This is a genomic window from Thiomonas bhubaneswarensis (assembly GCF_001418255.1).
In the GTDB taxonomy this organism is placed as follows: Bacteria; Pseudomonadota; Gammaproteobacteria; order Burkholderiales; family Burkholderiaceae_C; genus Thiomonas; species Thiomonas bhubaneswarensis.
Genome location: NZ_LIPV01000005.1, coordinates 252372 through 273594, shown reverse-complemented (window position 1 = coordinate 273594; position 21223 = coordinate 252372). Strand labels below are relative to the sequence as shown.

At 66.9% G+C, this 21223-nt stretch carries 18 protein-coding genes; 7 read left to right on the top strand and 11 right to left on the bottom strand.

Annotated features, from left to right (window positions below):
- Window positions 1-13: 13 nt before the first annotated feature.
- Window positions 14-1336 carry a branched-chain amino acid ABC transporter substrate-binding protein gene (locus ASC45_RS08760; protein WP_055450644.1) on the bottom strand — a complete coding sequence of 441 codons (1323 nt, stop codon included), beginning with the start codon at window positions 1334-1336 and terminating at the stop codon, window positions 14-16.
- Window positions 1337-1519: 183 nt separating this feature from the next.
- Entirely contained in the window at window positions 1520-3619 is a 2100-nt protein-coding gene (locus ASC45_RS08755; protein ID WP_055450643.1) for a TonB-dependent receptor, read from the bottom strand.
- Between the two features lie 129 nt (window positions 3620-3748).
- Between ASC45_RS08755 and ASC45_RS08750 the strand changes: the two genes are divergently transcribed.
- From ASC45_RS08750 to ASC45_RS08730, 6 genes are read left to right on the top strand one after another with little or no spacing between them, the layout of a single operon-like run.
- The gene (locus ASC45_RS08750) at window positions 3749-5662 is read left to right on the top strand and encodes a chorismate-binding protein (RefSeq protein ID WP_055450642.1); all 1914 of its coding nucleotides are present in this window, start codon (window positions 3749-3751) and stop codon (window positions 5660-5662) included.
- A 53-nt stretch (window positions 5663-5715) separates the two neighbouring features.
- Window positions 5716-7215, top strand: coding sequence for a cryptochrome/deoxyribodipyrimidine photo-lyase family protein (locus ASC45_RS08745; RefSeq protein ID WP_055450641.1), 1500 nt, complete (start codon window positions 5716-5718; stop codon window positions 7213-7215).
- Window positions 7212-7406: a DUF2256 domain-containing protein gene (locus ASC45_RS15515; RefSeq protein WP_072243018.1), complete on the top strand. Its 195-nt coding sequence runs from the start codon at window positions 7212-7214 to the stop codon at window positions 7404-7406. Before ASC45_RS08745 ends, ASC45_RS15515 begins: the two co-directional genes overlap by 4 nt.
- On the top strand, window positions 7381-8949 hold the full coding sequence (locus tag ASC45_RS08740; protein WP_055450640.1) for a cryptochrome/photolyase family protein: 1569 nt from the start codon (window positions 7381-7383) through the stop codon (window positions 8947-8949). The genes ASC45_RS15515 and ASC45_RS08740 overlap by 26 nt, the downstream gene beginning before the upstream one ends.
- Window positions 8946-10130, top strand: a complete 1185-nt coding sequence (locus ASC45_RS08735) for an FAD-binding domain-containing protein (RefSeq protein WP_055450639.1) — start codon at window positions 8946-8948, stop codon at window positions 10128-10130. Before ASC45_RS08740 ends, ASC45_RS08735 begins: the two co-directional genes overlap by 4 nt.
- Window positions 10127-10870: an SDR family NAD(P)-dependent oxidoreductase gene (locus ASC45_RS08730; protein ID WP_055450638.1), complete on the top strand. Its 744-nt coding sequence runs from the start codon at window positions 10127-10129 to the stop codon at window positions 10868-10870. The genes ASC45_RS08735 and ASC45_RS08730 overlap by 4 nt, the downstream gene beginning before the upstream one ends.
- Before the next feature lie 9 nt (window positions 10871-10879).
- Here ASC45_RS08730 and ASC45_RS08725 read toward each other — a convergent pair whose 3' ends face one another.
- The 9 genes from ASC45_RS08725 to ASC45_RS08690 all read right to left on the bottom strand — a co-directional run bounded on the left by ASC45_RS08725 (window position 10880) and on the right by ASC45_RS08690 (window position 20278).
- The gene (locus tag ASC45_RS08725; protein ID WP_055450680.1) at window positions 10880-12982 is read right to left on the bottom strand and encodes a GGDEF domain-containing protein; all 2103 of its coding nucleotides are present in this window, start codon (window positions 12980-12982) and stop codon (window positions 10880-10882) included.
- 176 nt (window positions 12983-13158) lie between these two features.
- Window positions 13159-14073: a diguanylate cyclase gene (locus tag ASC45_RS08720; protein ID WP_342665694.1), complete on the bottom strand. Its 915-nt coding sequence runs from the start codon at window positions 14071-14073 to the stop codon at window positions 13159-13161.
- A gap of 12 nt (window positions 14074-14085) precedes the next feature.
- Window positions 14086-14223, bottom strand: a complete 138-nt coding sequence (locus ASC45_RS16190; protein ID WP_342665693.1) for a hypothetical protein — start codon at window positions 14221-14223, stop codon at window positions 14086-14088.
- A gap of 40 nt (window positions 14224-14263) precedes the next feature.
- Window positions 14264-14983: an ABC transporter ATP-binding protein gene (locus ASC45_RS08715; RefSeq protein ID WP_055450637.1), complete on the bottom strand. Its 720-nt coding sequence runs from the start codon at window positions 14981-14983 to the stop codon at window positions 14264-14266.
- A complete protein-coding gene (locus tag ASC45_RS08710) occupies window positions 14980-15663 on the bottom strand; it encodes an ABC transporter ATP-binding protein (protein ID WP_245610005.1) in 684 nt (227 codons plus the stop codon). The genes ASC45_RS08715 and ASC45_RS08710 overlap by 4 nt, the downstream gene beginning before the upstream one ends.
- A 28-nt stretch (window positions 15664-15691) precedes the next feature.
- Window positions 15692-16627, bottom strand: coding sequence for a branched-chain amino acid ABC transporter permease (locus ASC45_RS08705; RefSeq protein WP_174514712.1), 936 nt, complete (start codon window positions 16625-16627; stop codon window positions 15692-15694).
- Window positions 16620-17501 carry a branched-chain amino acid ABC transporter permease gene (locus tag ASC45_RS08700; protein ID WP_055450636.1) on the bottom strand — a complete coding sequence of 294 codons (882 nt, stop codon included), beginning with the start codon at window positions 17499-17501 and terminating at the stop codon, window positions 16620-16622. The genes ASC45_RS08705 and ASC45_RS08700 overlap by 8 nt, the downstream gene beginning before the upstream one ends.
- Window positions 17502-17571: 70 nt before the next feature.
- Complete coding sequence (locus tag ASC45_RS08695; RefSeq protein WP_055450635.1) at window positions 17572-18819, bottom strand: amino acid ABC transporter substrate-binding protein; 1248 nt, start codon at window positions 18817-18819, stop codon at window positions 17572-17574.
- A 181-nt stretch (window positions 18820-19000) separates the two neighbouring features.
- On the bottom strand, window positions 19001-20278 hold the full coding sequence (locus ASC45_RS08690; RefSeq protein WP_055450634.1) for a c-type cytochrome: 1278 nt from the start codon (window positions 20276-20278) through the stop codon (window positions 19001-19003).
- Window positions 20279-20499: 221 nt separating this feature from the next.
- On the opposite strand from ASC45_RS08690, the gene upp reads away from it, so the two are divergent.
- The gene (gene upp, locus ASC45_RS08685) at window positions 20500-21135 is read left to right on the top strand and encodes a uracil phosphoribosyltransferase (RefSeq protein WP_055450633.1); all 636 of its coding nucleotides are present in this window, start codon (window positions 20500-20502) and stop codon (window positions 21133-21135) included.
- Window positions 21136-21223 lie beyond the last annotated feature (88 nt).

Genomic DNA, 21223 nt, shown 5'->3' with positions numbered 1-21223 from the left:
GGCTCCCGAAGCCTCAGCGCGAAGCGGGTGCGGCGCCGCTCGTGCTTACGGCACTGGCCGACAGCTTGGGCTGTTTGACCGGATAGACCTCCGTGGTCAGCGGCCGCTGCATGGTGCATTGCGCGGGCAGCGTGGTCTTGCCCGGCGGGTAGGTGTGCTCCAGCGCGAAGGTGTAGCCGGTTTGCTCCACGTTGTAGGGGTTGGCGCTCGAGACCGGCTGCCAGACGCTGACGTAAATGGGCTGGAGCAGTTGGTGGTCGGCCGCGCGCATGGTGACTTCGCCGTTGAAAGTGTGGAACTTGAGGCCTTCCATCGCTTGCGCGACTTTCAGCGGTTCGGTGCTGTGCGCCTTGGTCATCGCGGCGGTGAGCAGGGCCAGGCCGGTGTAGGTCACGGGCACCGAGAAGTCTTGCTTGTACTTGTCGCTAAAGCCCTTTTGCAGGCTTTGCAGCACGCCGGGCAGGTTGGGTTCGCTGTAATAGACCAGCTTCACGCGCCCGGCATCGTGCGGGCCGATTTCGCTGGGAGCGCCCAGGCTGCTGGCGTAGAAGGTGTAGAGATCGGCCTTGAGTCCGCCTTGCTGCGCGGCCTTGATGAGTAGGGTGAGGTCTGGCCCCCAGTTGGCGGTGATGACGCAGTCGGCCTTGGACGCCTGCACCTTGGCGATGTAGGGCGAAAAGTCCTTGACCTGGCCCAGGGGCACGAAATCTTCGCCGACGATCTGGATGTCCGGGCGCTTGAGCGCGAGCATTTCGCGCGCGTACTTCGCCACCTGATGGCCGAAGGAATAGTCCTGTTCGATGAGATAGACCCGCTTGATCTCCGGCCGGTTGCGGATGTCGTCGGTCATCGCCTGCATGGTCATCGGCACGCTGGGCTGCAGCGCGAAATGCCAGAAGCTGCAGTCGCTGCCCGTGAGCGCCGGATCGACCGCCGCGTAGTTGAGGTAGAGCACTTCCTTGCCCGGATGGCGGCTGTTGTGGCGGCTCACGGCCTTCGACAAGGCCAACGCCGCGCCCGAACCATCGCCCTGGAGCACATAGCGTATGCCCTGGTCCACCGCGGCCTGCAGGGCGTTGACGGTGTCTTGCACAGCGCCCTTGTTGTCGAAGGGCACGATCTCGAAGCGCACGCCGGCCGTGTTGGCGCGGTTGACCCGGTCGGCGACGAACTGCCAGCTCTGCAACTGATTTTGTCCCACGGCGGCGAAGGGGCCGGTGAGCGGGTCGATGAAAGCCAGCTTGACGGTGGGAATCTCCCGCGCCTTCACTGGGCTTGCGCCCAGCAGCATGCCTGCAGCCAGAGTGGAAAGAAAATCTCGACGGGTACTGTGCATGGTTCGCGTTGCCTCTTGTTCTGTGCCGTCGGTCGCAAGCTTTGGCGCAGACGGTCAAAGAGGCAATGCTATCAACCCGGGAGACTCGGACTAGGAGCCTGTCGGGCGGCACAAATCCCCGCGGCTGTGGGCTCAAGCGCGGGGGCTTCGCGCCCATGGCGTCGGCCATGGGCTTTTCCGCTTTTACAACGCGTAGTTCAGCCCGACGAAGACCGAGCGCCCGGCGCCGGGGATGCGCGCGCCCACCGGCAGATCGCCGCCGGAAACGCGGTTGACACCGCTGAGCGCGTCGGCGTAGTTCTTGTCGAACAGGTTGTTCAGCCCGGCGGTGACTTGCAGCGCGGAGCTGGCCTGCCAGGTGCCGTGCAGGTTGACCACGCCATAGCCGCCGGTGGGCTTTTCGCCGTTGTAGGCCGAAACCTCGTTCTGCCTTGCCGCCAGCACCCATTGCAGATTGGCGCTCCACGGCCCGCTGGCGTAGCGCAGATTGGTGGTGGCGCGCAGCGGAGCGATGCGGTAGAGGTTGTCGGCCACGTCGGTGCGCTTGCCGCGCACATAGCTCACCACGCCGTCGAGGCTGACACCGCGCGGCAGACCCAGCGCGTAGGCCCAGTTCATGTCGAGGCCGTACAGCTCGGCCTGCACATTGTTGTATTGCAGCACGGGCAGACCGGCGGCGTCCTTGCGGGCAATGGGTGTGCCCTGGATGTAGTCGTGCACACGGCTGTAGTAGGCCGACGGGGCGATGCGCCAGCCCGCGCCGCGCCAGTCGGCGCCGAGGTCGATGGTGTCGGCCACTTCGGGACGCAGCGCCAGATTGCCCAGATAGGTGCGGCCGTCGGCCATGCCGGCGCTGGCGTTGGCGGGGCTCCACAGATAGCGCTGCAGCAGGCTGGGCGACTGCATCTTGCGGGCGATGCCTGCGGTGTAGGTGAGGTTTTCAGCGGCCTTGAAGCGGGTTTGCAGCACCACGTCCCAATTGTTGTCGGTGAAGGCGCGGTTGGCGGCGTTGAACTTGGCCTGATCGGCCAGGCTCATGGCGTTGGGCGCCATGCCCAGGGCGGTGACGGGGGCGGCGTCGGTCTTGATCTGGTCTGCGCGCAGGCCGAACAGGGTGTTCCACTGCGGCGTCCAAGCGCGCTCCCATTCGCCGTAGGCGCCGAGGTGACGGCGGGTCGAGGGCGTGATGTTGTCGCGCTTGCTGGCGGGCAGGCCGCTTGCGGCGAGCGAGTAGGCCTGGAAGTCGTTGCCATGCCAGCTCAGACCGCCCCTCCAGGTGTTGGCGCCATCGGGCAGGGTGTAGTCGATGGCGGCACCTTTGTCGGTGCTGGTGGCCGGGGCCTGCATCGCCATGCCGCCGGGCATGACCTTGCGCATGCTGTAGTTGTCCATCAGGTGGTCGATGTTGTGGTGATAGGCCTTCACCGCCAGGATGCCCGCGCCGAGCTTGCCGGTGTAGCGGGCGCTGTAACTCTCGGCCTTGTCGTCGATCATGTCCATGGGCAGCGCCGGGGTGCCGGCATTGCGGGTGTGGTGCTGGCTGGCGTCGAGCTGCAACAGGCCGTCGCCCGGCAGCTTCAGGCCGAAGGTGAGGTCGTGGTTGAGCGCGTGGTAGCCGGTGTCGGCCACGGTGCCGCCGGGCCAGCGCAGATTGCCGGCGTTGAGCCACTGGCCGGTGTAGCCCAGGCTCATGCGGTCGTTGGCGGCGGTGGCGCCCAGCAGCAGGCTGCTGCCGTCGTTGGAGCTGTCGGCTGCGGCGTTGATGCGGCCGTGCAGGGTCAGGCCGCTGCCCGCGCCGAACTGCGGCGGCGCGGCCTCGGCGACGATGGCGCCGCCGATATGATCGCCCCCCACGCTGACCGGCGCGATGCCCGGATACACCGTGAGCGTGCCCAAGGTCTGCGGGGTGATGTAGTGCAGCGGCGGGTCCATGTGGTTGGGGCAGGCCGGCGTGATGGTCATGCCGTTGACCTGCACGTTGACGTTGTCGCCCATCAGGCCGCGCAGTTCGGCAATGCCGGTCAGCGGCCCGTTGCGCACCACGGCGGCGCCGGCGACCTGGTTCAGCAGACTGGCGCTGTCTGCGGTGCTGGCGCGCTGCGCGGCGCTGGGCTGCAGAGTGACATCGCTGCTGCCGAAGCCCTGCAGACCGGACGCGCTGACCGTGACCTCGGGCAGGATGTTGGCGCCGTCTGCGGCGTGGGCGGCGCTGGCGCCGAACAGGGCGGCCAGGGCCAGGGCGACGGCGGTGGGGGCAAGCGTTGCGGGGATGGTGGAGGACATGGTGACAGAATGTGACAGAACGACGAAACGTGGGAATCTAGGGCAGGCACGGCACACACCTGCGCGACAAAAAGTCGCAGTTGTGGGGATGGATGCACAGGGGTTTTCCCGGGCGAACAAGGTGTTCTGATGCAGGATTTCGTGTTGTTCGATGATGCCCAGGCCAGCACGGCGCAGCCGTCGAGCCGGCTGCTGTGGGCGCCGCAGGCGCAGTGGCGCGCGCTGTCGCAGCAGGACGTGTTGCCGGTGTTTGCCCAGATCGATGCCGCCGCGGCGGAAGGCCTGCACGCGGCGGTGTTCGTGGCCTTTGAAGCGGCGCAGGCGCTGGCCGGGCTGCCCGTGCATGCGAGCGCGCCAGAGGCTACGCCGCTGGTGGAGGTGCTGACCTTCGCGCGGGCTTCGCTGCTGAGCGCGCAGCAGACGCAGCAATGGCTGCAGACGCAGATCGCTACCTTGCCGGCAGCTCAGGCTGAACAGCCCTGCGGCGTGGCTGGCTTACGGCCCGGCATCACGCCCAAGCGGTACACAGCGGAGCTGCTGCGCATCGCAGAGCATCTGCGTGCGGGCGACAGTTATCAGATCAACTTCACCTGGCCTCTGCACGGACAGGTGTTCGGTCATCCGCTGGCACTCTATGCCGCGCTGCGGCAGGCGCAGCCCACGCGTTATTCCTGTCTGGCCAAGCTGGGCGCGCGTTGGGTGCTGAGCTTTTCGCCCGAGCTGTTTTTCGCGCGCGACGGCGCGGCCCTGCGGGCGCGGCCGATGAAGGGCACGGCGCCGCGCCTGGCCGATGCGCAAGCCGATGCCCAGGCCGCGCTGGTGCTGGCCGCCGATCCGAAGAACCGCGCCGAGAATCTGATGATCCTCGACCTGCTGCGCAACGACCTCGGGCGCTTGGCCGTGCCCGGTAGTGTGCAGGTGCCCGAGCGCTTCACCGTCGAGCCTTATCCCACCGTGTGGCAGATGACGTCGAGCCTGCAGGCCGTGCTCGACGAGCGGGAAGGTCCCCGTCGTTGGGCGGAGATTTTCGCCGCGCTGTTTCCCTGCGGCTCGGTCACCGGCGCGCCCAAGCGCAAGAGCATGGAGATCATCCGCACGCTCGAAGCCGCGCCGCGCGGGCTCTATACCGGGGCGCTGGGATTCATCGACCCGCGCACCGCGCAACAAGGTCCGCTGGCGGTGTTCAGCGTGCCCATCCGCACCCTGGAGGTCGATGCCGAGGTGCAGACTGCGGGCGAGACTGCAGGCACGCGCGCCTTCCGGTTGGGCGTGGGTAGCGGCGTGGTCATCGACTCCGACCCCGCGGCCGAATGGCAGGAATGCTGGGACAAGCTGCGCTTCGTCACCGCGTTCGATCCCGGCTTCGGCCTGATCGAGACCTTCGCCGCGATCTGGCCCGCGCAGAGCAAGCGCATCGAGCGGCACCTCGCCCGGCTGGCCGCTTCGGCGGCGTTCTTCGGTTTTGCCTGCGACCTGTCGGCGCTGCGGCGGGCCCTGGTGCAGGCGCATGCCGACCTGGCCGACGCCGTGCCGCAGCCGCAGCCCGCCGCGAACGACCGCTGGGAGCCGGCCTGCGCCGCGCTCGCCCCGGCAGGGTGGCGCACCCGGCTGGTGCTGCGCAAGTCGGGTGCTTTCGACCTCGACGTGCAGCCCATGCCGAGCCCGCCACCGCAGCCGGTGCGGCTGCTGCTGGCGGCGGGTGTGCTCGATTCCACCGATCCGTTCCTGCGGCACAAGACCACGCATCGCGCCCGCTACGACGCCGCCTGGCAGGCCGCGCAGGCGCAGGGCGCGTTCGATCAGGTGTTCTGCAACGAGCGCGGCGAACTGTGCGAAGGCGCGCGCAGTTCGCTGCTGCTGCGCCTGGATGGGGTTTGGACGACTCCAGCGCTGTCCAGCGGTCTGCTGCCCGGCGTCGGGCGGCAGTGGCTGATCGACCACGGCGGCCTGCGCGAGGCGGTGCTGCCCGCCTCGGCCCTGCACCACGCCGAACGCCTGGCGGTGGTCAACAGCCTGCGCGGGGTGATGGCAGCCGTGCTCTGAGGGTCTATGCCCCCTGGCTGCAAAGGATCAAGGCGGCATGGCATCATTTTCCCATGTCCAGCCTGGCCCTCGTCTGGTTCAAACGTGACTTGCGCGTGCATGACCATGCCGCTCTGGATGCGGCCGCGCGTTGCGATGCGGCGATGGCGCTCTATGTGGTCGAGCCCGAGTGGCTGCGCAGTACGGAATGCGATCCGCAGCATGTGCAGTTCGCCGCGGATGCGGTTGCCGCGCTGCGCCAAGACCTCGCCGCGCTCGGCCTCACGCTGCTGGTTCGTGTCGGGGACATGCCGCAGGTGCTGGCCGAGATTCATCGCGCTGCGCCGTTCACCCACCTGTTCAGTCACGAGGAAACCGGCCCCGGCTGGTCGTATGCGCGCGACAAGCGCGTGGCCGCGTGGTGCCGCGCCAGCGGCGTGTCATGGCAGGAGTGGCCGCAAAACGGCGTGGTGCGTCGCCTGCGGCGTCGTGAGGGCTGGGCCGCGGCGTGGCAGGCCCGCATGGACGCGCCGGTTCTGCCGTGCCCGCTAGGCCTGCGGCCCGCGCCGACCGCGCTCAATGCCGGTGTCTTTCCCACTCACGCCGAGCTCGAGCTGCCGCGGGCGCGGCCCACGCCGCCAGCCTCCAGCGCTGCGGCCCTCGACGCCCTGCACAGTTTTTTGACCCACCGCGGCGCCCACTATCGCCGCGATCTGTCCAGCCCGCTGAGCGCGGAGCAAGGCTGCTCGCGGCTGAGTGCGCATCTGGCCTTCGGCACGCTGTCGATGCGGCAGGTGCACCAGGCCACCGAAGGCCGCATTCGCGCCTGCCTGGCCAGCCCCGATGCGGCCGAGCGCAGCATGGCCTATCACCTGCGCGGTTTTGCCGGGCGTCTGCGCTGGCATTGCCATTTCATGCAGAAGCTCGAAGACCAGCCCGAGATCGAGTTCCACAACTTTGCGCGTGCCTACGACGGCCTGCGCGAGACCGAGTTCGACCGCGAGCGTTTCGAGGCCTGGCGCGAGGGACGTACGGGCTTTCCCATGGTGGACGCCTGCATGCGCTGCCTCAACGCCACCGGATGGATCAACTTCCGCATGCGCGCGATGCTGGTGAGCTTTGCCGCCTATCACCTCTGGCTGCACTGGCGCGAGACCGGGCTGCATCTGGCGCGGCAGTTTCTCGATTTCGAGCCAGGCATCCACTGGAGCCAGATGCAGATGCAATCGGGCACCACCGGCATCAACACCCTGCGCGTGTACTCGCCGAGCAAGCAGCAGGCCGACCACGACCCGCAAGGCGAGTTCGTCCGCCGCTGGGTGCCCGAGTGGGGCACGCCGGCCTATCCCTCGCCCATCGTCGATGAGCGCAGCGCCGTCAGGCGGGCGAAAGACCGGGTGTATGCCATTCGCCAAAGCACGCAGGCACGCGCCGAGGCTGACGCCGTGCAGCAGCGCCACGGCTCGCGCAAAAGCGGCCTGCCGCCCAGCGGCAGACCGAGGAAAACCTCCACCTCGCGGCGCGCGCAGAGCGATCACGGCGAGGCACCGCAGCAGCAGGAGCTGTTCGAATGAGCGCGACGCGATCCGGTCACAAGGGCAACAAGAGCCAGCTGCCGAGCAAGCCTTGCGCGGCATGCGGCCGCCCGATGAGCTGGCGGCGCGCCTGGGCGAAGAACTGGGAGTCGGTGCTTTATTGCTCCGAGGCTTGCCGCAAACACAAAAGGGGCAAGAGAGACCATGACGGATCGAAGCCCGAAGTCTGACGGCCCGCCCATCAGAAACCTGATCGTGGTGCTCGGAGACCAGCTCGATGCGCAGGCCGGGGTCTTCGACGATGTCGATGTCGGCGTCGATGCCGTGTGGATGGCCGAGGTCGCCGAGGAATCTACCCACGTCTGGTCGTCCAAGCCACGCATTGCGCTGTTTCTGGCGGCGATGCGGCACTTTGCCCAGACCTTGCGCGACCGTGGGCTGGTGGTTCACTACACCGCGCTCGACCACCCCGACAACGCGGGCACGCTGGCGGCTGAACTGGACCTGGCCTTGCAACGGCTCAAGCCCCAGCGCGTGGTGATGACCGCGCCCGGCGACTGGCGGGTGCTGCAGGCCATCCGATCCACGGTGGCGGCTCACGGCGTGCCGCTGGATTTGCGCGAAGACCGGCATTTCTATGCCACGGTGCGCGATTTCACCGCCCATGCCCGAGGACGCAAGCAGTTGCGCATGGAGTATTTCTACCGCGTCATGCGCCAGCGCCACGATGTGCTGATGGAAGGCGACCAGCCCGCAGGCGGACAGTGGAACTTCGATGCCGAAAACCGCGAGGCCTTTCCCAAGACCGGGCCTAGCGATGTGCCCGAAACGCTGCGCTTCGCGCCCGATGCCACGACCCGCGAGGTCATCGCCCTGGTGGCCGAGCGCTTTGCCCGACACCCCGGCGAGCTGGACGATTTTTCCTGGCCGGTCACCCGAAGCCAGGCCTTGCAGGCGCTCGATCGCTTCATTCAGCAGCGCCTGCCCGACTTCGGCCGCTGGCAGGACGCGCTCTGGCCCGGCCAGCCCTGGCTTTGGCATGCGCATCTTTCCAGCGCACTCAATCTCAAGCTGCTCAACCCCCGCGAGGTGGTGCAGGCGGCGCAGGCCGCGTGGCGCGAAGGCAGGGTGCCGCTGGCCAGCGCGGAGGGCTTCATCCGGCAGATCCTCGGCTGGCGCGAGTATGTGCGCGGCATTTACTGGACGCAGATGCCGGGCTACGCCGAGCGCAATGCACTGCAGGCCACGGCGAACCTGTCCGCCTGGTTCTGGACCGGCCAGACCGACATGGTCTGTCTGCGCGACGCGCTCGGCCAGACCCTGCGCTACGGCTACGCTCACCATATTCAGCGGCTGATGGTCATCGGTCTCTATGCCCTGTTGCTCGGGGTGCAGCCGCAGCAGGTGCATCAGTGGTTTCTGGCGGTGTATGTCGATGCCGTCGAATGGGTCGAGCTGCCCAACACCCTGGGCATGAGTCAGGCAGCCGACGGCGGCCTGATGGCGAGCAAGCCGTACATCGCCAGCGGCAAGTACATCCAGCGTATGAGCGGCGGCAGTCTGTGCGCGGCGTGCCGATTCGATCCGGCGCAGCGCGTGGGTGAGCGCGCCTGCCCCTACACCACGCTGTACTGGGACTTTCTGCTGCGCCACGAATCGGCGCTGGCGGCCAACCCCCGCACCGTCATGCAGGTGCGCAATCTTGCGCGCGTGTCCACCGAGGAACGGGCGCGCATCGTGGCGCAGGCTCAGGCCATACGGGATATGCAGTGAACTTGGCCGTCGCCCCTGCCGCAGCGTTCGAGCCCACCCTGGAGGCGGCCCAGGCCCGGCTGCATGCGGTGTCGCCCGCAGACTATGCGCGCACCCGCAATCACCTCGAAGGCCGGGTCACGCGCCTGTCGCCCTATCTCACACACGGCTTTCTCGATCTGGCGGCGGTGGTGCGCCACCTGCGCGACCGTCATCAACTGCCCCCGCAGCACAAACTGTTGCAGGAACTTGGCTGGCGTGCCTACTTCCAGCATGTCTGGCGGCATGAGGGCGAGCGCATCCTGCAATCGCGCCATCCCGGCCCGTTGCCGGACGAGGCCTACTCGCGCGAGCTGCCTGCCGATCTGCGCGAGGCGCGCACCGGGGTGGCGGCCATCGACCTGGCCGTGCGCGCGTTGTACCGCGACGGCTATCTGCACAACCACGCCCGGCTCTGGCTGGCGTCGTACACGGTGCATCTGCGCAAGGTTCACTGGCGGGCCGGCGCGGACTGGATGCTGGGTCACCTGCTCGATGGCGATCTGGCGAGCAACCATCTGTCGTGGCAATGGGTGGCGGGCACGGCCAGCCACAAGCCCTATCTGTTCAACGCCGACAATGTCGCGCAGTTCGCGCCTGCGGCCTGGGGTTGCAAGGGCACGAGCGTCGATGTGCCCTACGAGCTGCTCGATCAGCGCGCGCGGCAGCCGCAGGCATGGGGGCCGGAGCCGGGCGAGCATGCAGGGGTGGTCGAGCCGGTGCGGTCATCGCATCCTCCAGCCCAAGTGTTTTCGGTGCCCGATGCCGCCGCGGTCGCGGGCCGCGACGTCTGGCTCGTCCACCCCTGGTCTCTCGGCGAGGTGCCCGCTGGTGCGTTGCCGGTCGCGGTGTGCGATGTCGATGCCCACGCCTCGTGGCCGTGGGCGCAGGCGCGCTGGCGTTTTGTCGTGAGCCGGATGCAGGCGCTCACCCCGTTGCGCTGGATCGGATCGACCCAGGCGCTAGTGCATGCAATGCGCACTGCTCGTTCGGTGCGAGGCTGGCGCAATGGCCATCTTCCCGTTGCCTGGAACGAAGTCGGGTTGGCTGCGCCACCCCCCGCCTTCGACGAGCCGGCCGGGTTTTGCCGATCGTTTTCCGCCTACTGGTCTCGGGTTCGCGTGCTGCACCCGAGCCCCCAAACCGAAGGAGATGTTTCATGAGTACACAGCCCATCGTTCTCATCACCGGCGCGCGCGGCGGCATCGGCCGCGCGCTGAGCGCCCAGCTCCACAACGAAGGCTGGCGCGTGGCGGCGGTCGGGCGCGATGCCGCATCCATGCAGGACGTCCCCTGCGCGCTGCGCATCAGCGCCGACGTGACCACGCCCGAAGGCGCTGCGCGGGCCGTCAGCGAGTGTGCCGAAAGCCTGGGCGACGCGCCTTCGCACCTGGCCCATTGCGTAGGCAACACCCTGATCGCTCCCCTGCATCGCACCACCCCGCAGCAGTGGCGCGAGGTGCTGCGGGTGAATCTCGACAGCGCCTTGTGCATGCTCGCGGCGTGGGTCGAGTCGCGGCGCGCGGCGCAACAGCCGGGCGCGGCGGTCATGGTGAGTTCGGTGGTGGCGCAGATCGGCGTGGCCAACCACGAGAGCATTGCCGCGGCCAAGGCCGGCATCGAGGGCCTGGTGCGCAGCGCGGCGGCGACCTATGCGCCGCTTGGCCTGCGGGTCAACGCCGTCGCGCCGGGCATGACCGACACGCCGCTGACGGCGGGCATGCTCAAGATGCCGGCGATGCGCGAGGGCGCGGGCAAGCAGTATCCGCTGGGCGGGGTGCAGACGGCCGATCAGATCGCGCAGGTCATGGCCTGGCTGCTGTCGGACGCAGCCAGCCGCATCACCGGCCAGTGCATCGCGGTGGACGGCGGCTTCACCACCATTCGGCCGTTGGTGAAGTGAGAAGCTGGCTCAATCCGTCGCCGCCTGGTTTCGCGCCTTGGCCGCGTACATCGCCTTGTCTGCCAGGCGCATGAGGCTGTCGGCGTCTTGCGCATCGAGCGGGTAGGCCGAGATGCCGATGCTCATCTCCATCGGCAATTGCACGTTGGGCGCGATGTCGAACGGATCGGCCACGGCCTGACGCAGCCGCCGCATGCTGTTGGCGAAGCCGGTCTGGATCTCCAGCGGGTTGAGGTCTTCCATCACCACGATGAACTCGTCGCCACCCAGACGCACCAGAAAATCGGTCTGCCGCTGCACGGCCTGCAGGCGGCGGGTGAGTTCGCGCAGCACACGGTCGCCGGCGCTGTGCCCCCAGGTGTCGTTGATGCGCTTGAAGCCGTCGAGGTCGATCATGCCCAGAGCGAAGACGCTGCCCTGCCTGCGCGCGCGGGCGATGACTTCGGGCAGATGCTGCTCAAGGGCGTAGCGATTGGGCAGGCCGGTGAGCGTGTCGTGGCGCGCGCGGTGCGCTTCGATGCGCTGCAGATGGCCCAGCCGGTCTTTCAGGTCGAGCTCGTCGAGCCCATGCCCCAGCAGGGCCGAAACCTGCTCGCACAGGGCGATGGTCTGGTCGTCGAAAATCTGCGCCTGGGGCGAGGTGAAGACCAGCACGCCCCACAGCTCACCGTCGCGAAGCACCGGGGTCGCCAGCGCCGCATGCCAGCGGTAGCGCGCCAGCGTGGCGTGCCAGGGCTGCATGGCGCGGTCGTGCAGCAGATTGTTGCAGACCTGCAGCGCCCGACTGTCCCAGACGCGCAGCACGAGGGGCGCCCGGTTCGCATCGTCGAGATGCACGCGGAAATGATCGAGCTGTTCGGCACCCGACCCGGCGCGCGCCAGCACGCGAAACGCGCCGCTGTCGTCGGGGCGGGCCAGCCATGCCGCGTGGAACGGGGTGTCGCTGGTCAGGGTGTCGCAGGTGTGCTGCAACATGTCTTCGGCGCTGCGCGACTGCAGCACCACTTCGCCTTCGCGGATCAGCGCCCGATAGAGCTTTTGCAGCCGGTCGATGCGCTCGCGCTGCCAGAGGGCCTGCAAGCCGCGGTCGATGCTCGCGGCAAGGCTGCTGAGCCAGTCTTGCAGTGCCGTGTCGCCCTGCGACGTCGTGCTGCCCGAGGCTTGGAGCAGTGCAACGCGCTCGCCGTGACGGCGCAACGGCAGCAGGCCATGCTGCCGCGGGCCTTCCTGGACGAACTGCGCTGCGCCTGACTGCCAGGCCAGCCGTGCGGTGGCGTCGATGCTCGTCGGCCTGGGCGCGCCGACCTGGGCGATGACGACAAATTCATCCTGTGCGTTCAGGCGCAGGATGGCGATCGAGTCCACCCCGGTCTGCTCGACCGCCGCCACGCACAGCGCCTCGAAAAACGCGTTCTGGTCGTCTGCCAAGGTGCCGAGCTGGTTGGCCCTGGCCAGGGCAGCATTGCGCCGCGCCTGCAACTGTGCGCTGGCACCTGCGGCTTCGGCACTCGAGCGCCAGTCGAGCATCTGCAGGAACTGGCTCTGGCTGCGGCGCACCGCAGACATGAGGTAAATCAGGTATACGCACACCAACAGCCCCAGGGCGAGGGTGGACGATGTGCCGACGAGGAACAGCCGCAGAATCAACGGCACGACCACGGCGAGCACGAAGACGGCTGATGTCCAGGCGTCGAAAGACAGCCCGGCCACGGCGGCGCCGCTGATGCCCGCCAGGATGAACGCCAGGTAGCTCTGCGACAGCGTCTCGGTCGGAAACAGGGTGATCGGCAGCGCGCCCCAGGTTGCGGCAGTGAGCCAGGCGTACACACGCAACTGCAACAACTTGCGGTTTTGCTGCGCTTCGCTCAGCGACGCGATTGGCCTGCGGCGCCAGATCAGCCAAAGCAGCAGGCGCAAGACCTGCAGCCCGAGCATGACCGCCCCCCAGAGCTGCATGCCGCCGTCCGGCAACACCGGGCCGAGCAGCGCCACGGCGATGGCCGCCACCACACCATTGGTCAGCGCCGAGACGGGCATGGTGTGCAACAGCAGCTTGCAGCGCTCGACCACGAGCGTCTGGGGCGGGCTGGCATCGGGTCGGACGGTGGGCATGGGACGGGTCGAGGTCTTGATGCCCACGAATGTAAGCGAATCCACCCCGAAAGAGGGGGGTGCCGACGCTGCAAATCAGCCAAAACCGCGACTAAGTCCTGCAACGGACGATTTTTGCGCCGACGGAAGCCGACTCGTCGAGCTGATGGCGCCGCCGGTGCCGGACGCCGTGGCGCTCAGGGCAGCGCTGCCAAAGGTACGTTGACCACCTGGTTGCGCCCTTGTTGCTTGGCCGCATAGAGCGCGGCGTCGGCCGCGGCCATCCACGCCTGAAGGTTGGTGTAGCCGGGCTTGGCTGCGGCCAGGCCGATGCTGCTGCTCAGGCGCAGGGTCGGGTGATCCGGCAGCCGCAGTGTCAGCGGTTGGGCGCGGATGCGCTCGGCGATGGGGCTCGCATCGGCGATGACGAGGTTCTGGCAGAGCACGGCAAATTCGTCGCCGCCAAAACGCCCGGCGCAGTCTTCGGCGCGGACGGTGTTGCGGATCAGTTCGCCCACCTGGGCGATGACCTGATCGCCGGCAAGATGGCCAAAGCTGTCGTTGATGCTCTTGAAATGATCCACGTCGATCATCAGCAGGCAGGCGGGTTGGGCGGTGGCATGAAACCGCTGCAGCGCCGCGTCGGCCTGTGTCTGCCAGTGTTCACGGGCGAACAGGCCGGTCTGGGCGTCGGTGCGGCGCAGCAATTCCAGCATCTTGTTCTGCCGCGACACGGTGCGGATCAGTCGGTAGCTGGCGATGCTGCTCGACAGCGTGTGCACCACCAGCAAGGGCAGGGTGCAGATGACGACCAGCAACGAGCTCTCCAGTTGCAGCGGCGGACGCAGCAACAGCGTCACCAACGCCGCTGCGCCGAACAACCCTGGCAGCGAGGCCAGCCACAGCCGCCGCATGCCGCTGCTGAGCTTGTCGAACGTGGTCACGGTCACCAGCACCACGCTGGGCAGCAGATTGAAGTGCAGCAAGGGCACCCACATCCCGGCGATGGCCGAATCGATCAGCAGGTTGCGCTTTTCGACGCCGTAGCTGTCTTGGCTCCAACGGGCCATGGCGTAGGCCAGTTGCGGCCAAAGCAGGCAGCTTGCGACCATGAGCGCCCAGCGTCAGGGCGACGCCTGCTGTTCGATCAGCACCCCGGCAATCGCCACCCCGCCCAAGCCCATGCCGATGACGCGAAGAGGGTAGATGCGACGGAAGGCGGTTTGCTGGGCGAGTTCTCTATGGGGCGCAGGCGGGGACATGGGGTAGGAAGCGCGGCCGAATGCGCGCAGCGGCCAGAGTTTATAGCCCGAAATATGTCTCGCGAACCGCGTCGCTGGCTTCGAGTTCGGCGCGGGTGCCCGACAGGCGCACCTTGCCGTGATCGATCAGATAGCCGCGGTCGGCCAGTTCCAGAAAAGCCACGTTCTGCTCGGCGATGAGCAGGGCGGTGCCTGCGCCGATGCTGGTCTTCAGCACCTCGATGACCTGCTTCACGAACACCGGCGCCAGGCCCGAGGACGGTTCGTCCATCAGCAGCAGCCGGGGCTCGGAGATCAGCACCTTGGCGATGCCCAGCATCTTGCGCTGCCCGCCCGAGAGCGTGCCGGCAGCGTCGCGCCGCTTGGCGGCCAGATCGGGAAACAGGGCGAACAGTTGTTCCTTGCGCTTGCGCACCTGCGCATCGCTGAGGAAGTACCCGCCCAGGGCGAGGTTTTCGTCGATGGACAGAGTCGGGAACACGCCCAGCTCCGACATATAGGCCATGCCGCGGCGAATGCGCTGCTCGGGCGGCAGGGCATCGATGCGTTCACCGGCGAAGGCAATCTCGCCGCGCCAGCAGGGCAGCAGGCCGATGAGGGTGCGCAGCAGAGTGGACTTGCCCGCGCTGTTGGCGCCGAGCAGCAGCACGGTCTCGCCGGGCATCACGTCCAGATCCACGCCCCAGAGCACTTGCAGCGCGCCGTAGCCGGACTGCACCCCGCGCACGCTCAGCAGCGTAGATTCAAAAACGGCGCTCATGCCGCCTCCCCAAAAAAGGCGGCCACGACCTCGGGGTGGCGCGAGGCGGCGTCGAGCGAGCCCTCGAACAGCATGCGCCCGGCGCCGAGCACGATGACCCGCTGGGTGATGCTGCCCAGAAAGGCCATCAGATGCTCCACCACGATCAGCGCAATGCCGCGCTGCGCCAGCTTGCGCAGCAACTCGGCGATGCCGCCGAGCTCGGCCGGGTTCAGACCGGCGCCGATCTCATCGACCAGCAGCAGCTTCGGGCCGGTGGCCAGCGCGCGGCCCAGATCGAGCAGCTTTTGCTGGTTCACGGTGAGCGACCCGGCCAGCTTGTCGGCCTGTGCCTCCAGATCGATGTCGCGCAGGAGGGCGTTCACATCGGCGCGCTGATCGGCGTGGCCGAAATATGCGGCGACCTCGATGTTCTCGCGCACCGTCATGTCTCGGAAAGTCTTGGGCACCTGAAAGGTGCGGTTGATGCCGATTCGCGCCAGTTCGTGCATGGGGACGCGATGCACGGGCTTGCCGTCGAACACGATGCTGCCGCTGTCGGCGCGGTACAGACCGCAGATGACATTGATGGTCGTGGTCTTGCCCGAGCCGTTGGGGCCGACCAGACCGACGATCTCGCCGGGCGCCAGGCTGAAGCTGACGTCGTTGAGCACGACATGCCCGCCGAAGCGCTTGTTCACGCCTTCGAGCCGGAGGAGGGGGGGCGGGTTAGAAGACACGGACACCTCTGCGCGCAAACAGCGACAGCACTCCGCCGGGCATGAACAGCACCAGAAGCGCGATCAGCAGGCCGTAGATGAGCTGAAAGTATTGCGGCGTCGAAATGCCGATGACCGAATACAGGCTGTACAGCACACTCGCGCCAATGATGGGGCCGATGACCGTGCCCACGCCGCCGAACAGCGAAAATACGATGGCGAACACCGAGATCTGCAGCGTGAACACCGCCTCGGGATAGAACACCGACAGATTCCAGGCATAAGCGCCGCCGGCCAGTCCGGCCACCCCGGCCGAGATCAGCCAGGTGATGAGGCGGGCGCGTACGACGTTGATGCCGGCCATGGCGGCGCTGACCGGGTCCTGCTTCATGGCCCGCAGGCCCATGCCGAAGGCCGAGAGCCGGAACCACGCGGCCAGCGCGGTGGCCAGCACCAGGATCACGAGCATAGTGTGGTAGCTCGCCGTCGGCGCGTAGACCTGCTCGATCTTCAGGCCATAAGGCCCGCCGGTGATGTCGGCCAGATTGGTGTTGGAGACGACGTCATACAGAATCTGCGACGCCGCCAGACTGGCGATGGAGAAATACGCGCCCGACAGCCGCAGCAGCGGTCCGAGGATCAGCCCCATCACCACGGCGGCGAGCCCGCCACCGACCACGCACAGCAGCACCGGCAGGCCGCTGTGCAGCACCAGCAGCGAAGTGGCGTAAGCGCCGCAGCCGAAAAAGCCCACATAGCCGAAGGGCAGGTAGCCGGTGAAGCCATAGAGCAGGTTGAGCCCCTGCGCGAGCACAATGAAGGTCATCAAGGTGAACAGCAGCGACTCGTTGCCGTAGACATGCGGCAGCAACAGGAATGCCGCGATCAGCAGCGCCAGGACGATGAGCCCGGTACGCCAGCGCTGCAGCAGAAAGCGTTCAGACACTGCGCACCGCCTTTCCGAGCAGACCCGTGGGACGGATGAGCACGATCACCAGCAGCAGCACATACGGCACCAGGTTCGACCACGACGAATAGAAGGTCTGCATGATCATGGTGCCCAGCCCGAACACCAGACCCCCGATGACCGTGCCCAGCGGGTTGCCCAGCGAGCCGATGATGACGATGGCGAACGAGGTCGTGGTGAGCTCGCTGCCCTGATCGGGCGAAACCGAGCCCAGCAGATACGGCAGGAAGACCCCGGCCATGCCCGCCAGTGCCAGACCAGCGATGAAGGCAAGCGCCGATACCTTGTTCACGCTGATGCCGGTGGCCAGCGCCTCGTCGCGGTTGGCCATGATGGCGCGGGTGGCGTAGCCCAGTTTGGTGCGGGTGAAGTACAGCCAGAGCGCGACGATGGCGGTGATGCTCACAGCCGCAGCCCACCACCAACTGTCCGGGAATGCCTGGCCGAACACGCCGATATTGCCCGACCCCAGCGCCTCGCTGGGCAGCGAGCGCTGGTCGGCGCCGAAGCCCAGAACGGTGATCGCCTCCAGCACCTGCCCGATGCCGAAGAACAGGATGAACGATAGCATCTCCGGGTCTTGCGAACGCTGCAGCCGCGGCACCACCGCGTAATACAAGGGATAGCCGATGACCGCTGCAGCCACGATGCAAAGCGGCACGGCCCACAGCGGGTTGAACCCGAAGTGGCGCGACACCACCCAGGCGGCATACCCGCCCAGCACGATGAACTGTCCATGCGCCAGATTGATGATGCGCATGACGCCGAAAATGAGATTCAGCCCGATGGCGATCAGGCTGAAAAAAATGCCATACAGAATGCCGCCGATGATGGCGTATTCGAGCAGTTCCACGCGCCCTCCCTGAGCTTTGCGTCAGTCTGCAAAAGGCGGGCGGGGTTATTCGCCTGCCCGACTTCGATGCTTATGGTTTTGGCGCCGGATAAACCGCCTTGCCGGTGGCCTTGTCCTGCGGATAGACCACGACCACGTCGAGCTTGCCGCCCTTGGGCTGGAGCTGCGCCACCGGGAAGGGCTGGCCGAGCTGGGCGCCGTTGGCGTTGACATCGAAGGGGCCGAGCAGGGTGGTGGTCTTGCCCGACATGTCCATGATGGCCTGATGGAAGGCCAGCTGGTCGAACTTGGGCGCCATGTCGAGCATGTGCTGCACGATCAGGCCGGTGTTGTAGCCCGAGCAGTCGAGGAAGTTGGGTTCCTTTTTCGTCGCGGCCTTGAAGGCATCGACGAACTGCTGGGTGTTCATGCCATAGCTCACCTTCTCGTACTTCACCAGCGGCGGCGTCGGGTAGGTGTAGGTATAGGCCAGCGCCTTCTCGCCCACGTTCTTGGTCAGCAGTTGCAGCAACTGGCCGGGGAAGATGGTGAAGGTCATCGGGAAGTGCAGGCCGCTCTGATCGAGTGCCTTCAGAAAAGCGATGTCATTGGGCGCATAGCCGAACTCCAGCACCGCCTCGGGCTGCGTGGCCGCGATGGCGTGCAGCAGGATGGTGTAGTTCGACTCGGTGGTCGGCACGCCGTGGTCGTACACCGGCTTGATGCCATGCTTGGCCAGAACCTCCTTGAGGGTGGCGGCCTGGGAGGCGTCGAAGTCGTTGGCGCCGTAGAGGATGGCGATTTTCTTGATGTTCTGCTGCACCAGATAGTTGGCCAGCGGGATGGGCCACACCGTGCTCGACGGGATGCTCACGTCAGCCAGGTAGTTGGTCGGCTTGGTGAAAAAGTTGGCGCCCGAACCGGTGGGGTCGATCAACAGCATGTGATGCTCGGCCGCCAGTGGCACGGCCACCGAGGTGAGCACCGAGCCGAAGTCGGCCACGAGCACGTCCACCTTGTCCTGGGTGATGAGCTGGTTGTAGAGCGTGGTGGCGGTGGAGGTGGAGCTCTGGTCGTCGTAGGCGACGAGCTTGACCGGAATCTTTTTGTTGAAGGCCTTGACGAACACGCCGCCCTCTTTGTTGATGGCGTCGGCCCAGTATTTCAGGCCTTCATACTGGCCTTGCGAAGCCACGGCGAAGGGACCGCTGCTGGCGTAGAGCGTGCCGATCTTGATTTCGGAAGGCGCGGTGGCGGCATGGGCAGCCAGCGCGGTGGCACTCAGCGCCAGACCGGCGGCGAATTGGCGCAGGATGTTGCGGGATGTATGCAGGGGCATGAGAGTCTCCAGAGGATGAACCGGCGCGTGCATCGCGCGCCGGTGAATGTCATGTTTCATTCTCCTGCCGGACTTTGCGGGAAGCGGTGAACAAGTGCATTGAATTGCAACGAGTCATGTCCAAAGCCTGCGCGCAGCGTCTTTCTGCATGTGCGCGCCGTCGCAAATGGCCGCGCCTTACCTACTGCTGCGCCACGATCTTGCGGATCTTCGCCACCTCGCTCGTGCCCACGTTCGGCGCGTCGTTGCCCCAGCTGCTGCGCACATAGCTGGCGATTTCGGCCACCTGCTGGTCGTTGAGCGTGGCGCCGAGGTCGGGCATGGCCATGGGTGTGGGGTTGCCCTTGGTCACCACCGTGTGGCCGCCGTGCAGCATCATGCGGATGGTGTTGAGCGGGTCGGGGGTGTTGACCGTGGGGTTGAGCGCCAGCGCGGGAAACACATTCGGTATGCCTTGTCCCTGCGCCTGATGGCACATGGCGCAATGTGCGGCATACAGCGGCGCGCCGGCCCGGGCAACTGCGGTCATCACCGGCGTCTGCGGCTGGTTGATGGCCGAGTTCGGCCGCACCGGGGGCAGCGACTTGAGGAACACTGCGATGGCCTGCAGGTCGTTGTCGTCGAGATGCTGGGTGCTGTCGTGCACCACGTCGGTCATGCTGCCGACGATGGTGAAGTCCGAGGTGCGCCCGGTCTTGAGCAGCTGCACCACCTGCGCTGGAGTCCAGCGGCCCAGGCCGTCCTGCAGGTCGCCGCGCAGATTGGCCGCGTACCAGTTGTCGATGCGCGCACCAGACAGGTAGAGGCTGCCATCAGGCCCGCCGGGCTCCAGCGCCTTCTCCTGAAGGAACGGACCGCGCGGGGTATGGCAGGCGCCGCAGTGGCCCAGACCTTCGACGAGATAAGCGCCGCGGTTCCATTGCGCGGTCTGCTTCGGGTCGGGTTGATAGACGGTGCTGCGGGCGAACATCCAGTCCCAGATGGCCAGCGGCCAGCGCATGTTCAGCGGCCAGGGGATGTCTTCGGGCTTGTTGGCTTGCGCCACCGGCTTCACGCCATGCATGAAGTAGGCGTAGAGCGCGCGCATGTCTTCAGGTTGGATGCGCGCGTAGGACGGGTAGGGCATGGCCGGGTAGAGATAGCCCAGCCGCGGCGACTTGCCGTGGCGCACCGCTTCGTCGAATTGCTCGAAGGTCCAGTTGCCGATGCCGTCGGTCTTGTCGGGGGTGATGTTGGGCGAATACACCTTGCCGATGCCCATCGGCAGATTCATCGGCAGGCCACCGGCGAAGGGCTGGCCTTTCGGCGCAGTGTGGCAGGCGATGCAGTCGCCGGCCCGAGCGAGGTAGGCGCCGTGCAGCACTTCGGGGTCGTTGGGCGTGGCCTGTGCGGCAAGGGCGAGGTGAGCCTGCAGGCCGAGCGCGCAGCCAGCGGCCAGGGTCAGAAGGGATGAACGCATGAGGGTCTCCGGGAAATGCCTCGCCAATGCGTTGCAAATGGCGCCGCGGATTTTTGTTCTGCTGCAATGCAGTATGGTTCACCGACGGCATCCGTGCAAACCCTCAGAGCCGATTTCCCGGTCGTTTCATACCAACGGTTGCGGGTGTTGCAGGTGCGCACAGCGCCCTGACGCAAAATTGCCCTTGTTCCCACAACGTCACATTTCCAACGAGACTCGCCATGTTTGATTCCCAGGTACACGTCGTCACCCATCCGCTCGTGCAGCACAAGCTCACGCTGGCGCGCAGCCAAGACACGACCACCGACAACTTCCGCCGCCTGGTGCGCGAGATCGCGGCGATGCTGGCGTATGAGGCTACGCGCGACCTGCCCACCGAACTGGTGGACGTGACCACGCCGGTGGCCGCCTGCCGCATGCCCATCCTTGCGGGCAAGAAGCTGTGCCTCGTGTCCATCCTGCGGGCGGGCAACGGCATGCTCGACGGCATGATCGACCTGCTGCCCAACGCCCGCGTCGGCCACATCGGCCTGTACCGCGACCCGGCCACGCTGGAGCCGGTGGAGTATTACTTCAAGGTGCCTGACGACATGGCCGAGCGCCTGGTCATCGTGGTCGATCCCATGCTGGCCACCGGCAATTCGGCCGCCGCCGCGCTCACCCACCTCAAGCGCGCCGGGGCGACCTCGCTCAAGCTGGTGAACCTGCTGGCCGCGCCCGAGGGCGTGCGCACCGTGCGCGCGGCCCACCCGGACGTGCCCATCACCCTGGCCGCCATCGACGAGCGGCTCAACGATCACGGCTACATCGTGCCGGGCCTGGGCGACGCGGGCGACCGCATTTTCGGCACGAAGTAAACGTCGGTATCAGCGCGGCGACAGGCGCAACACCCGGTTACCGCTGCCGGGTATTCCGGCATGGATCGTGCTAACGTGGATGGCCAGA

Coding starts and splice junctions, on each gene's coding strand:
- upp (WP_055450633.1), top strand. CDS start 20,500: ATGTTTGATTCCCAGGTACACGTCGTCACCCATCCGCTCGTGCAGCAC.
- ASC45_RS08760 (WP_055450644.1), bottom strand. CDS start 1,336: ATGCACAGTACCCGTCGAGATTTTCTTTCCACTCTGGCTGCAGGCATG.
- ASC45_RS08755 (WP_055450643.1), bottom strand. CDS start 3,619: ATGTCCTCCACCATCCCCGCAACGCTTGCCCCCACCGCCGTCGCCCTG.
- ASC45_RS08695 (WP_055450635.1), bottom strand. CDS start 18,819: ATGCCCCTGCATACATCCCGCAACATCCTGCGCCAATTCGCCGCCGGT.
- ASC45_RS08730 (WP_055450638.1), top strand. CDS start 10,127: ATGAGTACACAGCCCATCGTTCTCATCACCGGCGCGCGCGGCGGCATC.
- ASC45_RS15515 (WP_072243018.1), top strand. CDS start 7,212: ATGAGCGCGACGCGATCCGGTCACAAGGGCAACAAGAGCCAGCTGCCG.
- ASC45_RS08745 (WP_055450641.1), top strand. CDS start 5,716: ATGTCCAGCCTGGCCCTCGTCTGGTTCAAACGTGACTTGCGCGTGCAT.
- ASC45_RS08725 (WP_055450680.1), bottom strand. CDS start 12,982: ATGCCCACCGTCCGACCCGATGCCAGCCCGCCCCAGACGCTCGTGGTC.
- ASC45_RS08690 (WP_055450634.1), bottom strand. CDS start 20,278: ATGCGTTCATCCCTTCTGACCCTGGCCGCTGGCTGCGCGCTCGGCCTG.
- ASC45_RS08715 (WP_055450637.1), bottom strand. CDS start 14,983: ATGAGCGCCGTTTTTGAATCTACGCTGCTGAGCGTGCGCGGGGTGCAG.
- ASC45_RS08750 (WP_055450642.1), top strand. CDS start 3,749: ATGCAGGATTTCGTGTTGTTCGATGATGCCCAGGCCAGCACGGCGCAG.
- ASC45_RS16190 (WP_342665693.1), bottom strand. CDS start 14,223: ATGTCCCCGCCTGCGCCCCATAGAGAACTCGCCCAGCAAACCGCCTTC.
- ASC45_RS08740 (WP_055450640.1), top strand. CDS start 7,381: ATGACGGATCGAAGCCCGAAGTCTGACGGCCCGCCCATCAGAAACCTG.
- ASC45_RS08720 (WP_342665694.1), bottom strand. CDS start 14,073: ATGGTCGCAAGCTGCCTGCTTTGGCCGCAACTGGCCTACGCCATGGCC.